The organism is Wolbachia endosymbiont (group B) of Philonthus cognatus, assembly GCF_947179345.1.
In the GTDB taxonomy this organism is placed as follows: domain Bacteria; phylum Pseudomonadota; class Alphaproteobacteria; order Rickettsiales; family Anaplasmataceae; genus Wolbachia.
In genome coordinates, this window is sequence record NZ_CAMXBG010000001.1 from 26,234 (window position 1) to 40,118 (window position 13,885).

13 protein-coding genes and 1 pseudogene are annotated in these 13,885 nt (G+C 33.8%); 3 read left to right on the plus strand and 11 right to left on the minus strand.

Annotated elements, in window-relative coordinates; translation table 11 throughout:
- Nucleotides 1-23 precede the first annotated feature (23 nt).
- From ONG78_RS00140 to ONG78_RS00155, 4 genes and pseudogenes are all read right to left on the minus strand, one after another.
- Nucleotides 24-299, minus strand: a pseudogene (locus ONG78_RS00140) (IS630-like element ISWpi10 family transposase); the annotation flags it as partial.
- Nucleotides 300-715: 416 nt separating this feature from the next.
- Nucleotides 716-1,090, minus strand: coding sequence for a helix-turn-helix domain-containing protein (locus ONG78_RS00145; RefSeq protein ID WP_264377398.1), 375 nt, complete (start codon nucleotides 1,088-1,090; stop codon nucleotides 716-718).
- 22 nt (nucleotides 1,091-1,112) lie between these two features.
- Nucleotides 1,113-1,442, minus strand: coding sequence for a helix-turn-helix domain-containing protein (locus ONG78_RS00150; protein ID WP_007549995.1), 330 nt, complete (start codon nucleotides 1,440-1,442; stop codon nucleotides 1,113-1,115).
- A gap of 51 nt (nucleotides 1,443-1,493) precedes the next feature.
- Nucleotides 1,494-2,417, minus strand: a complete 924-nt coding sequence (locus tag ONG78_RS00155) for a hypothetical protein (RefSeq protein ID WP_264377547.1) — start codon at nucleotides 2,415-2,417, stop codon at nucleotides 1,494-1,496.
- A gap of 198 nt (nucleotides 2,418-2,615) precedes the next feature.
- Here ONG78_RS00155 and ONG78_RS00160 point away from each other — a divergent pair, with 198 nt between their 5' ends.
- Nucleotides 2,616-3,698, plus strand: a complete 1,083-nt coding sequence (locus ONG78_RS00160; RefSeq protein ID WP_012673224.1) for a hypothetical protein — start codon at nucleotides 2,616-2,618, stop codon at nucleotides 3,696-3,698.
- A gap of 136 nt (nucleotides 3,699-3,834) precedes the next feature.
- Here ONG78_RS00160 and ONG78_RS00165 read toward each other — a convergent pair whose 3' ends face one another.
- The 3 genes from ONG78_RS00165 to ONG78_RS00175 all read right to left on the minus strand — a co-directional run bounded on the left by ONG78_RS00165 (nucleotide 3,835) and on the right by ONG78_RS00175 (nucleotide 5,336).
- A complete protein-coding gene (locus ONG78_RS00165) occupies nucleotides 3,835-4,206 on the minus strand; it encodes a helix-turn-helix domain-containing protein (protein WP_041582616.1) in 372 nt (123 codons plus the stop codon).
- 34 nt (nucleotides 4,207-4,240) lie between these two features.
- Nucleotides 4,241-4,573 (minus strand): helix-turn-helix domain-containing protein, encoded by a 333-nt coding sequence (locus ONG78_RS00170; RefSeq protein WP_041582615.1) that lies wholly within the window; start codon nucleotides 4,571-4,573, stop codon nucleotides 4,241-4,243.
- A gap of 103 nt (nucleotides 4,574-4,676) precedes the next feature.
- Nucleotides 4,677-5,336: a JAB domain-containing protein gene (locus ONG78_RS00175; RefSeq protein WP_264377399.1), complete on the minus strand. Its 660-nt coding sequence runs from the start codon at nucleotides 5,334-5,336 to the stop codon at nucleotides 4,677-4,679.
- Between the two features lie 327 nt (nucleotides 5,337-5,663).
- Here ONG78_RS00175 and ONG78_RS00180 point away from each other — a divergent pair, with 327 nt between their 5' ends.
- Nucleotides 5,664-6,434 carry a polysaccharide deacetylase family protein gene (locus ONG78_RS00180; RefSeq protein ID WP_264377400.1) on the plus strand — a complete coding sequence of 257 codons (771 nt, stop codon included), beginning with the start codon at nucleotides 5,664-5,666 and terminating at the stop codon, nucleotides 6,432-6,434.
- 20 nt (nucleotides 6,435-6,454) lie between these two features.
- Nucleotides 6,455-8,011: a penicillin-binding transpeptidase domain-containing protein gene (locus ONG78_RS00185; RefSeq protein WP_264377401.1), complete on the plus strand. Its 1,557-nt coding sequence runs from the start codon at nucleotides 6,455-6,457 to the stop codon at nucleotides 8,009-8,011.
- A gap of 99 nt (nucleotides 8,012-8,110) precedes the next feature.
- Here the strand turns inward: ONG78_RS00185 and lon are convergent, their stop codons facing one another.
- From lon to tig, 4 genes are read right to left on the minus strand one after another with little or no spacing between them, the layout of a single operon-like run.
- Nucleotides 8,111-10,567, minus strand: a complete 2,457-nt coding sequence (gene lon, locus ONG78_RS00190) for an endopeptidase La (RefSeq protein ID WP_264377402.1) — start codon at nucleotides 10,565-10,567, stop codon at nucleotides 8,111-8,113.
- 15 nt (nucleotides 10,568-10,582) lie between these two features.
- Nucleotides 10,583-11,860, minus strand: a complete 1,278-nt coding sequence (gene clpX, locus ONG78_RS00195; RefSeq protein ID WP_264374999.1) for an ATP-dependent Clp protease ATP-binding subunit ClpX — start codon at nucleotides 11,858-11,860, stop codon at nucleotides 10,583-10,585.
- Nucleotides 11,860-12,486 carry an ATP-dependent Clp endopeptidase proteolytic subunit ClpP gene (gene clpP / locus ONG78_RS00200; protein WP_264374998.1) on the minus strand — a complete coding sequence of 209 codons (627 nt, stop codon included), beginning with the start codon at nucleotides 12,484-12,486 and terminating at the stop codon, nucleotides 11,860-11,862. The genes clpX and clpP overlap by 1 nt, the downstream gene beginning before the upstream one ends.
- Before the next feature lie 11 nt (nucleotides 12,487-12,497).
- On the minus strand, nucleotides 12,498-13,841 hold the full coding sequence (gene tig / locus ONG78_RS00205) for a trigger factor (RefSeq protein ID WP_264377403.1): 1,344 nt from the start codon (nucleotides 13,839-13,841) through the stop codon (nucleotides 12,498-12,500).
- Nucleotides 13,842-13,885 lie beyond the last annotated feature (44 nt).

The window sequence follows — 13,885 nt, forward strand, 5'->3', positions numbered from 1 at the left end:
TCTCTTCTAATCCATAGTTAGCGTTGCTCACGTTGATTTTTGTTTAATTTGCTTTTTCTTCTCCGCTGAAACGGGGCAAATAATTTTTCTACTCTACCAAATTTTAGATGTTTTATCCATTCAGTCAAAGCAGTCCTTGAAATTTTACATATTCTTGCCACAGCGCTTATACTACTTTCTTTTCCCGCTATCACCGCTTGTAACTTTTTTGAAACATATGCGTTATTTCTTACCTTTTTTAACATTTCTTTCGCTAAATTTACAACTCTTTCGTCTAATAGTTTTGACCTTAATGCCATTTATACCTCGCTATTTCACTTACTCTAGTATGACTTTTTTCCCCATTATTCTCTATCTGTTCTTTCTATAGCGGGAATTGGTATAAGCTATCAAACTTAGCTGGATGGTGCACAGCCACCTTGACCAAAAAATCATCCCCCTATCGCGTTCTTATCATTATGCCTTATACGCTGTATTACACCTTCAGATATAGTCATTGCTAACCTCCAACATCCTTGCTAATAAACCCTCGCTAAAACTGCCGAAAAGACTTTATAAGTTAATATTCTAAATCTCAATATTTTATGGTGCAGGTTTTTATTTTTAAAACATTATACTTTGTGTAGGGTATAACTACACGCATCAAAGTGAAAGAAAAGCAAAATGATGAAGAAAATGAAAGTTTAAGTTTTCTTCAACGACTCAAGGAGAGAATTTATGCTTTAAAGCCTGTATTAGCAAGAGCCTTAATCACTAAATGAACAATGTCACGCAGAGTTTCATCCTCAATTTTTCTATATTCCCTCACTAGCCTTGATATTTCTTCGCTGCCTACATCGCTATGGAAGGCCTTATCATGTAAGTCTTCAGAGGCTTTGGTAAAAAAATACGACATATCAACCGATAGTACTTCTGCTAATTTATATAACCTATCAACTACAAGCCTAATCTCTCCGCTTTCATATCCTTGTACATGCTGAAATGAAATTTCAAGCTTTTTTCCTAAGTATCTTTGACTAAAACCACACATTAGCCTTCTTTTCCTTATTCTTTCACCTATTTGTTTATCGATAGGATGTTGTATAGTCATTTTACGTATCAGGTAATATTAACTATGTATTATCACTTTGAGAAAAAGATTTTACCAATATATAAACTGCACTACGTAACCTTTTGCTCTTAATTTCGTTATATCCTTTGACTAACTTTAGTATTTCTTCATCATAAGCTTCATGTGAGTCAGTGTGCATATCAGTAAAAAAGTTAGCAACATCTATCGATAGTGCTTTTGCTAAATCATATAATCTACTGGCCAAAACACAATTTGAACCATTTTCGTACTTTTGTATCTGTCTATACGAAACACCTATTCTCTTTCCCAATTCGGTCTGTGTCAAAGCACGATCTAACCTAAGTTGTTTTATTTTTTTACCTAATTGCACTTTTCACCTCTTATTCAAATTTACAACAAATTTTATGAAGTGGAAAAAAAGCTAGCAAAGTAATTGCTTTAATAATTTCTGCCTCTCGCTAATTAAATCGTTTGGCCTTACGTATTTTTTCTCAATTTCCCTCATCTCTTTTTCTCGTTCTGCAATGCTATTTCGTATTACTTCAGCCGAGTATCTGCTTTTGCCACTTGCAAACTCTGATCTTAATCTTCTAACCTTGTATTCGAGCTCAGCAAATCTTTCGTGTTGCTCAAGAAGTTCTATCATATGACTAATTTCAGAGTTTAGCTTTTTTTCCTCAACATCTCTTACAATAAAAGAAAGTAGAAGCTTATCTATTTGGTAATCAATATTTGGTTGAGCAGCAAATAGATCAATTATGGCTTTTACGTCAGTAGGACTTGTAACTAGTAAGTTAAAATTACTACATAAAAAACTATAGAACTTTATCGTCTTCTCAAGATAATTTTTCATATCTTGTGATAATTGCAATTCTTTGTGAATTCCTGACAGCAATATTTTCAATTCTTCCAAGTATTTCGTGTCAAAATTACTTACTTCTGTAGGTGAAAGGATCATTAGCAGCTTTTTTACAAGCTCAACATCATTTAACTTTACTGCATTATAAAGAGCTTTTTCTTTATCTTCTTTTAAATCATAAAGCTCTGATGAGTTATCTATGCTGAATAGATATTCAGTATTTCCTTGAGGAGAGTAGATTAAAATGTCCACTTCTCTTAGCGGGTGATCATCATTAAACTTTTCTAGTAACTGCTTATCGGTAGTTTCCTCTATTGCTACAACTGCTTTGCTTACCTCTTTCAACTTTGCAATATCATCTCTTGAGTTTTCAAGTATATCTTTAGCCTTGTCTAGCAGCTGCTCATATAGAACTATTTTTTCTTCATCATCAAGTAGCTGACAATGCTTTTTCAGCTTTTCAGTAGAGTAAGATAGGATATCCATTTTTTTCAATTTTACGATTACGATACCCCATTTTTGTTGAAACTGAAATAATTTTTATAGGATGTGTTTTTCTAGTGTAGATGCCCGCAAAACTTGTTATTATAATATACAGTAAATCAATAAGTCGTATAATATTAACAATTAAATAATATTTATCACGATATGATCGAATAGTAATGAAATTAAGTGAGGGTTACAATGAAAAAAATAAATGGTAAAAAATTGTCTAGTAAAATGTTAAAAGCGGTAGAGCGAATAGCAAAAGAAGGGTTATTACCTAATTTTATAAAAGCTGCTCCAACAGCAAATAAAAAGATTAGTAAATTACCTGTCTTAACATATCCTGAGGAGCTCAATCCATTTCGATCAGCTTTATGCAAGATAAGGCTAAGTGAATATGAAAATGTGAAATTAAATGAATTCTTGGAAAAAGCTATTGCAGCTGAAAATCTAGACAAATTAAGTAAAATCGTCGATGAAGCTTTGGATTTAGGAATAAGAGTAAACGCTCGCAACGAAGATGGCTTTAGCTTCACTAACGTTACAATGTTTAAGATGTATCGTGATGAATTCAAAGAAAATAAACAAGAAGATATAATCAGAAAGTTAGCCTTACATGGAGCAGATTTTAATGTACAAGTTGATAAGAAAATAGCTGAAATGTATCAAAAAGTGCAAAAAGAAATTGAGCCACAAATATATAGTAGGCTCAAGAAACTTAGGGAAGTTGGAGAAGACGCTACTATAGAAGGAACTGTTGAAGATGTAGAAATCGATAATAAGACCTTCTATATTGAATTTTCACATAGCTGCATAGTTGATGTTGCCAAAGTTGTAGAAGGTGCAAAAAATTTGGGCTTAAGTAAAGGAGACTTAAACCTTGGCGGTAGTATCATAAAAATAGGTGATGGTGAAGTTGAGGTCAAAACTGGGAAAGACGGTAAAAGAAATTACGTAGATATATCCGATAACAGCGCTTTTACAGTAACACTTTGCACTAGCCTAGGAGAGCTAAATTTAATGGTATATCATGACACAGAAGACTATCATCAAGTACAAGTTGAGGTAGAAGATGAAGAAATGTGGAACGAGTTGCAAGAAATAGGAGAAATCGTAGGAAAGGGTTGTTTATTTGGTGGAATGTCTGTTAAAGAAGTAGTGGAAAAAGGCAGCTTTACTAGATGTGGAAGGTGGGGCGACCAAAATTCTAAAAGTAGTGAGACCTTTTCTTGGGTGAGCAAATTAAAAGATACCAAAACGACATCTGTAGGACGTTCTTGATTGGTGGCTATGTTTTTACATAGCCATAATTATTGCAAAGTAAAGTAGTTCTTGAAATTTAATCAAAATTACCATAAAAAATTTACCTTAACTAGCATTGCTTGTAGAAGTGGATTGAAGATATATTCAGGCAATATTATTTATTGGCAAGCGCTTTTATCACTGAATGCACAATATCACGCAACGTTTCATCCTTAATTTTCCTGTATTCCCTCACTAGCCTTGATATTTCTTCACTACCCACATCGCTACAAAAGGCCTTATCGTGTAAGTCTTCAGAAGCTTTGGTAAAAAAATATGACATATCAACGGACAAAGCTTCTGCCAAATTATACAATCTATCAATTACAAGCCTTACCTCTCCAGTTTCATATCCTTGTATATGCTGAAATGAAATTCCGAGCTTTTTTCCTAAGTCTCTTTGGCTAAAACCGCATATTAACCTTCTCTTCCTTATTCTTTCACCTATTTGTTTATCAATAGGATGTTGTTCATCTTGTACAATCATTTATTAATATATTAACTGAGGTATTGAAGCAATACTAACTCTCATTGTAACTTTGAGAAAAAGATTTTACCAATATATAAACTACGCTACGTAACCTTTTGCTTTTAATTTCATTATATCCTTTGACTAATTTTAGTATTTCTTCATCATAAGTTTCATGTGAGTCGACATGCACATCAGTAAAAAAATCAGCCACATTAATCGATAGTGCTTTTGCTAAGTCGTATAGCCTACTGGCCAAAATTTGGTTTGAACTATTTTCGTACCTTTGTATTTGTCTATACGAAACGCCTATTTTCTTTCCCAACTCAGTTTGTGTTAAACCACAGTATAATCTAAGTTCTTTTATTTTTTTGCCTAATTCCACCTTTCATTACTAATTTTAGCTGCTCAAGCTTATATTGAATTTTTTAATTTATGAAGTAGAAAAAAAGAAGGAAAGTTGGAGAACTTTCCTTCCGGTCTATAGATTACAATAAACCACTATCATAAAAACTAAAGTGGCTCTTCTGTGTTACGATTATGTGATCTATTAATTTCATTCCTACATTTTCGCAGGTTGCAGCTAATGTAAGTGTGTTATCCTCATCCTCCTTTGATGGTTCTGTATCTCCACTTGGATGATTATGTGAAATTGCAACAGATGCTGCATCAATCAGTAATCCCTGTTTGATTATTTCTCTCACATATAGAGGTACTCTGTCTATAGTTCCACAGTCTTGAATATACTCGTATATCAAATGACCACTTCGATCTAAGTATATTACTCGCAAGCTTTCCTTTCGTGACTGCCCTATTGCTGTTTTAAAGTATTTTAGTAGCTCTTCTCTGTTATCAAGAATCGACAGCTTTTTTAACTTACCTTTCAGTATCCTATCGAAAATCTCTTTCAGACAAAAGATACTTGCTATTGCTCCATCATTCATTCCTGTAACATTTTTTAGCTCATGAAAGTCAGCGTTAATTACCCTTCCTAAACTACTAAAGAGCTCTATTAGCTTTTTGGCCACTTCTCTGCCTTCTTCACATTCAGATAGAGTACGTTCCAGTAGCTCATGGTCAAGTAAAGACCTGCCTCTACTTGATAAAATGCGAGTTTCCAATTTTTCTTTTCTCTCACTATTATTCATAAAAACCTCCAAGGTCAACATTATATACAAATTCAACGCCAGCTTTCTGACGCAGTAGTTCTCGAGGAATAACCCTTTTGAACTCTAAATTTGCAATGTTGTCCTTGTTGCTTTAAAAGCTGGAATACCATTTGCCATGTGAATTTGTGCATTAACATTTACTGTGCTGGTTCCCTGAAGTGCAACGGTATTTATATTTGCAATCATACTATATTATATAAAGTTATTAATATAGTATATTGATAAAGTAACGAAGTAAACGGTAGCTGTTAAAAGTGGTTTAATTTAGCAAAAAAGTGTAGTACTCTATCACTTTGCTGATTATATATGTTTATAAGAATAATCGCTTTTCTTTTGCTATATTCAAGCGCAGTTTTCTGTAGTGATTGTAACTTTAACTTACCATATCGTGGGCTCAGTTGTGATTTGGATCTATCATATAGAAATTTAAGTAATATAAAGAAATTATTGAATAACAAAGATAAGTTTGTTGCACTTACGTTTGATGATGGACCGTCTTATAATAGAGCAGGAGATATTATTAATATTCTGGAGAGCAATAAAACAAAAGCGACATTTTTTGTGCTTGGTGGACGTATAAATAAAAAAACATATGAGATAGTAAAGAAAATCCATGAAGCAGGTCATGAGTTAGGCAATCACTCTTGGTCGCATAGGAAGTTGACATCACTTTCAAGTGAGGAACAATTGCAAGAGCTGGAAAAGACAAATATAGCAATTAAAAATGTAACAGAACAGAATGTAAAATGGTTTCGTCCACCATATGGATGTCACAATGATAATTTGATCGAAAATACTAATCGATTAAATATGTGTTCCATACTATGGACAGTTGATTCTCTGGATTGGCAAGGTGATAAATCAGAGATTTTGGTTGAAAGAGTTTTAAGCAATGTACATAATGGAGCGATTATATTGTTCCATGATCACGATAACAAATCAAATACAGTTGAAGCTTTACCTCAGATTATTGAAATACTAAAAAAATCGGGTTACAAACTTGTTACCTTAAGTGAGTGGGAAGAAAGGGTTTGTGATGTAGTGAAAGCTAGAAATGTGCCAATAAAAGGAGGATGAGTGCGTTCTAAAGGAATTCTATGTGGACAAAAAACAAGGTCTTCAACCGCAGGGCATTCATATTAGGTGGTATTCAGCTTACTATTTCTGCTATTTTTAGTTATAGGTTGTATACTTTACAAGTACGAGATAGACAAAAATATGAAGTGCTATCCAATAATAATAGGATAAAAGTTGTTACTATTGTGCCTAAACGAGGCAGGATTTTGGATAGGAATAGCGTTGAACTCGCAGTAAACAAAATTTCGTATATTGTTTTATTTGATGGGCAAAAAACCTTTACTAGGGAAGTTGATTTTCAGATGTTATCAGAAATTAAACCTGATGCAACAAAATCATCAGATACAAAAATAACTGCTCTTTATAAACGTTATTACCCGTTTGGTTCGATATGTTCTCATATAATCGGATATACAAAAAGACAGCAAGACATAAATGAAGCAGGGGTTAGTGGAATTGAATATACATATGATCATGTATTAAAAGGCAAGACCGGAAAATCTGAGCAGGAAATAAATTCTAAGAAGCGTATCATGAGAGAGTTATCTAGCATACCGAAGCAAGACGGACAAGATATACAGCTGACAATTGATGTTGATTTACAGAAGAAAATTGCAGAGATATTTAAAGACCACCAAGGTTCCACAGTGGTAATTGATGTAAATAACGGAGAAATTTTAGCATTATATAATTCACCTTCTTACGATAATAATCTTTTCACTAGCAGATTATCAAATGAAACTTGGAAAAATTTAAACAATCTTTCATTACCGCTTGTAAACCGTGCATTATCATATCAAATTCCACCTGGTTCAATATTTAAAATAATAGATGCGCTTGCGGGTTTAAAAGATGGAATAATAACACCAGAAGAAAAGTTCTCGTGTAGGGGCTATATGAAAATAGGTGAACGAAAATTTCGTTGCCTAAAAAGCAAAGTCCATGGATATGTATCTTTAAACGAGGCAATGGCCTTCTCATGCAACACTTACTTTTATAATATAGGAAAAAAAATAAATGTAGATTCTCTACTAGAAATGGCTAGCAAATTTGGTATAGGAAGTGGACCATTAATTGGAATGTTTAAGGAAGAAGCTCCGGGATTGTTGCCTGATGTGGATTGGCGTGCACGCAAGCTATATTCAGAGTGGTATTTAGGTGATACCATTAACTTAGTTATAGGACAAGGGTATTTACTTACAACGCCATTACAGCTTGCGGTTCTTGCAGCGAGGGTTGCAACAGGAAAGGAGGTAATTCCCCACATTGAGATGAGTAAATCAGGGCAAGACTTTCTTGATATTGATGTGAATCATGAGCATCTTAGTGTGGTTCGAAAAGCTATGTTTGACGTGGTGAATTCTAACTATAGAAAAGGACTAGGCAGTATACAAATTGCTGGCAAAACCGGAACACCAGAGATAAACTCTAAAGGTGAAAGTCATAAATTGTTTATCGCTTATGGCCCCTACCATGATCCGCGCTATGCAATCTCAGTGTTTATAGAACATGGTAAAACTCCACGCCAAGATGTTGCAATTGCTAGTGAGATATTGCAATATATGCTTAAAAAATGAACTTATGAAATTTCCATATATGTTACTTGTAATTTATATATTCAAATCAGAGCTTTGAGGTTAAAAAAAAGAAACGAAAATTGCATAAACCTTTTCAATTTAGTGCTTTAATGTTTCTGATGAAGGGAAGGTATTATCCTTATTTTCTATGGAGGTAGACACACTAATTTCGTTATTATCATCAATTGAAGTAATAGGGTGCATCAAAGCAACTTTTATAACTTCATCAATATTCTCAGCAAAAATTACATTGATTTCTTCTTTTATATTTGCAGGAATCTCTTGCATATCTTTCTCATTTTCACTTGGTATAATCACAGTTTTGATTGATCCTCTTAGCGCAGCAAGCAATTTTTCTCTCAAACCCCCAATAGCCAACACTCTACCACGCAATGTTACTTCACCTGTCATAGCAACACTTTTGTTAACTGGTATATTTGTCATAAGAGAAACAATAGATGTACATACTGCACTGCCAGCAGAGGGACCATCTTTTGGCACAGCACCCTCAGGTACATGCAAATGTATATCATTATTTTGAAATTTTTCGGGTTTTATACCGAAAAATAAACAATTTGATCGCACATAACTATACGCAGCTTTTATAGACTCTTGCATAACCTCTCCAAGCTTTCCTGTGTATTTTATTTCCCCCTTGCCCGGAATTAGGACTGACTCTATCATTAAAATATCACCACCTGTTTCAGTATAGGCGAGACCAGTTACTACCCCTACCAAACTCTCATTTTCTGCAATGCCAAAGGTATACTTACGTACCCCTAGGTAATCTTGTAAATTACCAACCTCTACGGATATTTTCTTATTTTTATCAGTTAATATTGCTTTAACTGCTTTTCTCATGAGCTTTGCAAGTTCCCTTTCCATGCTTCGCACGCCGCTCTCACGTGTATATAAACGTATCAACTCGTATAATGCTTCATTAGTTATTTTCCACTCCTTCTGATGCAAACCATGCTCTTTTTTTAATTTTGGAATAAGGTGATGCGTAGCAATACTGATCTTCTCATCTTCGCTATATCCAGATAATTGTATAATTTCCATCCTATCACGCAAAGGATGTGGCAAATTTAAGCTGTTTGCCGTAGCTACAAACATTACACTTGAAAGATCAAATTCAACTTCCAAGTAATGATCCGTAAAGTGTTTATTGTGCTCAGTATCCAAAACCTCAAGTAATGCAGATGCAGGATCACCACGCGAATCAGAACCCATCTTATCTATTTCATCAAGCAGAAAAAGCGGGTTGCATGAATTAGCTTTTTTCATGTGTTGAATGACTTTACCAGGCATTGAGCCAATATAAGTTTTTCTGTGTCCTCGTATTTCAGACTCATCACGTATACCACCAAGAGATATGCGAACAAAATCTCTTCCTACTGCTTTTGCCATAGACTTAGCTAAAGAAGTTTTACCAACACCAGGTGGTCCAACTAAGCAAAGTATAGGACCCTTTATCTCTTTTACTCTCTTTAATACTGCTAAAAATTCTATTATTCTATCTTTTACTTTCTCTATGCCATAATGATTTTCATCTAAGATTTTTTTAGCCGCATTTAAGTTAATTTTTGCATCTTTGTACTTTCCCCATGGCAAATCAAGCAACCAATGCAAGTAACTAGATATAACTGTTGCTTCAGGAGAAATGGGATTCATTTTCTTATATCTCTTTAAGTCAGTTATGGCTTTCTCTTTTGCTTCCTCAGAAAGCTTTGTTTCATTTATCTTTTTTTCAAATTCATTGAGTATATTCCCTTCATCTCCATTTTCAAACTCACCTAATTCTTTCTGTATAGCTTTTAATTGCTCATTAAGGTAGTAAACTTTTTGAGTACTTTCAACCTGTGATTTAATTGTCTTATACAAGCGGTTTTGTGCACTCAAAATACTTATTTCTCTCTCAATAAGAGCAAAAACTTTTTTTAAACGCTCTTTTGGGTTATAAACTTCAAGTATGTTTTGCTTATCTGATACCTTTATATTTAAGTGCGAAGCTATCACATCTACAATTTGATTAACCTCTTTAACTTGATCAATAGGGTCAATAATAATCTCGGGTCGACTTTTCTTGCTTAGTTTACACCAATTGTCGAATGCATCTATAACAGAACGCCTTAAAGCTTCTAAATCAATATTATCTTCATTTTCTCCATACTCATAATGACCATCTAACGCTACTCTGGCCTGTAACAAAGTGTGAGAGCTAATATATTCTATAACTCTTCCCCTTCTTACCCCATGAATCATGACTTTTACTGCATTGTCAGGCAGTTTTATTAATGGTTGTATAATGTTTGCTAACACGCCTACTTCATAAAGATTCTCTGGCTCTGGATTATCAATAGAACCATCTTTTTGTGCTATGAGAAAAATCTCGTTTTGGTGACTACTGCTACTTATTGCATACTCTAGTGCATGAACAGATTTTTCTCTACCTACGAATAAAGGCAACATTATATTTGGAAAAATTACTACATCTCTTAGAGGTAATACTGGTAATACAGTAGAATTAAAGTTTACAGCACGTCCAATACTCATAATATATGCCTCAAATTAATCATTAACCGTTATAACACTACCCTTATTATTATGATTAATCGTCGCTTTGCCTAATTCTACCATTTTCTTAGTAACCGTTATAGCGCTACCTTCAAAACCTCCATTGCCAGCTGTATACATAACATCAAGCAAAAGTGACTCTAAGATAGCACGTAACATCCTTGCACCTGTTTTATAGCTTATAGCTTTTTTAGCAATAGCTGATATTGCTTCATCTGAAAACTCAAGGTTTACTTTACTAAATGCAAGCAATGCTTTATATTGTTTTACTAGCGCATTTCTTGGCTCTGTCAACACATGTATTAAATCCTCGTGATCCAGCTCATCTAGAACAGCAGTTATTGGAACCCGTCCTACAAATTCGGGTATCAAACCGAATTTGATTAAGTCCTCAGGTTGAACATCATGTAAAGCATTTTTTTTCTTTTGTTCTTTATACTGACTTATGTCCGCACCAAAGCCAACTGATGTTCCCTTTTTTCTTGCCTCAATAATTTTATTTAGGCCTTCAAAAGCTCCTCCACAAATAAATAGTATGTTACTAGTGTCTACTTGTATAAACTCTTGTTGCGGGTGTTTTCGCCCTCCTTGTGGAGGAACATAAGCAACCGTACCTTCCATGATTTTTAGTAGAGCTTGTTGGACCCCTTCACCTGAAACATCACGGGTTATTGAAGCGCTTTCAGACTTTCTTGTGATCTTGTCTATTTCATCGATAAACACTATACCATGCTGTGCCTTTGCAACATCATAATTTGCAGCTTGTAATAGACGTGACAACACGCTTTCTACATCATCACCTACATAACCTGCCTCAGTCAAAGTTGTCGCATCGGCCATAGCAAATGGCACATCTGAAACTTTAGCAAGTGTTTTTGCTAGCAAAGTCTTACCAGAACCAGTAGGGCCAATAAGCATTATATTTGACTTCTCAATTTCAATATCACTTATAGAATGAAGTTGCACCATGGATTGACAATGGTTATACATAGCCACAGATAAAACGTGTTGCGCATGTTCCTGACCTACAACATGCTTACTAAGAAAAATTTTTATATCTTCAGGTTTCTTTAGTAATAGCTTCATATCAGATATATGATCTGAATTAAAAGCTCTCTCTTTCTTTTGACTTATTGCTTTATGGGATAACTCTATGCATTCATTACAAATGAACACCTTTAAACCATCTGAAGAGTTAGTAATCAATTTATCTACTTCGTTTTGTGCCTTGTTACAAAAAGAACAGTAGTGTAAATCATTATTGTTATCCATTAAACTACCTTTTGTTTAACTTTAATGTTTTCAATCTTAATATCTTTACGCTCAGCTATTACTTTATCAATCAAGCCAAGTTCCATTGCTTCTATAGGATCCAAAAATTTATCTCTTTCCATCATTCCTTCAATCTTCTTGAGTGAATGCCCAGTATGTTTTTCATAAATTTGATTTAGCTTTTTCTTAATTCGCAAAATTTCCTTAGCATGTATTTCTATATCAGTTGCTTGACCTTGATAACCACCAGATGGTTGATGTATCATAATTCTTGAATGAGGTAGAGAGTGGCGCTTACCTTTCGCACCAGCTGCAAGCAACAAAGAACCCATAGATGCAGCTTGACCTATACATAAAGTTGAAACGTCTGGCTTTATGTACTGCATTGTATCGTAGATTGATAAACCAGCAGTTACAACACCGCCTGGCGAATTAATATACATATGAATGTCTTTATCAGGATTTTCCGATTCTAAAAATAAAAGCTGTGCTACTATTACGCTGGCCATGTTGTCTTCAATAGGGCCAGTTACGAAAATTATTCTTTCTTTTACTAGCCTTGAATATATGTCATAAGCCCGCTCACCGCGACTAGTTTGTTCAACTACAATTGGTATAAGAGTCATACCTTTTCCTATCAAATATTATCAAATAATTCCTTTAATTCTTTCACAGAAACAATCTGTTCTTTTTTATTAGCTTTTTCTATCATATAATCTGTCACTTTATACTCAAGCGCTTGCCCTCTAACTAATTCCTGAAATTGTCCGTCTGATTTAAAATGTTTAAATACTCTGTCAAATGATACATCTTTACTGACATATTGATTTACAATAACATTCATAATATCACTTTGAGTTAATGATATTTCATGTTCTTTACTGAACTCCATAAATAGCATTGCAAGCTTTACACGTCTTTCAGCTTCTTTACAAGAATCATCTTTAGCATTCAACTCTCTTTCCACTCTCTGCTGTTCCTGTTTTACTACTTCTATAGGCAAATCAAAACTATAACTAGCATCCAAACAATCAAATAGCTCTTTCTTAATTAAGAGATCTCCCATTTCTTTACACTGATTATCAATTACTTCTTTTACATGATTTATTAGCGAAGAATGATCTTCAAAACCAATTCTCCTAGCTATTTCATTATCACTTTGCAAATCTTCGGCAATCTGAATATCATTAACTCGAACAGAAAAAGCAGCCTCCTGCCCCGCAAGGGAAATTACCTGGTAATCTTCAGGAAATCTCAACTTAAAGCTTTTTGTTTCCCCTTTTTTCATGCCAATTAATTGATCTTCAAAACCATTTATAAATGTTCCAGATCCTAAATTAACAGTAAAATTTTTGCCACTTCCACCTTGAAAGAGCTTATTTCTAATTCGCCCTTCAAAGTCAATTATCAGTTTATCCTCGTTTTTTGCTTGATAAGAAGCATCATCAACAGAGACAAAGTTAGGAAATTTTGTTTTTATAGAATCAATAAATTCTTTTATGTCTCCCTCTTTGATTTTTGCCTTAACTTTCTTCAAATTTATTTTATCAAGATCTATTACTGGCACTTTTGGCATCGATTCAAAAGATAATTTGTACAGAAAGTCGCCTTTTTCATCCTTTTTATCCAGGTTTGGTAATGACATAATATCAACCTTAGGATGGATGTGAGACTTAACTTCGATTTTTTTCATTAAATCACTTGAGCAATAGTCAATCGTATCTTTTATCACATATTCCAAAGCTTCGTTTTTATAATTTGTAACAACAAGATCGTAAGGCATCTTTCCGGATCTAAATCCAGGCAATTTTGCATCCTTCGCTATTTCTTGTAATCTAGAGTTTATCTTTTGTTCTATATAATCACTACTAACTATGATTTCATACTCATACTTTAGTTTATCTACACTAAGTTCCTTATAGGTATATATATTACTTAATGTATCTGCTTCGACTGCATTTTGAGTTATATTACTAGACATTACAACCTGTTATCAATATTTTATTTATGTTTTAATAAAGCCAT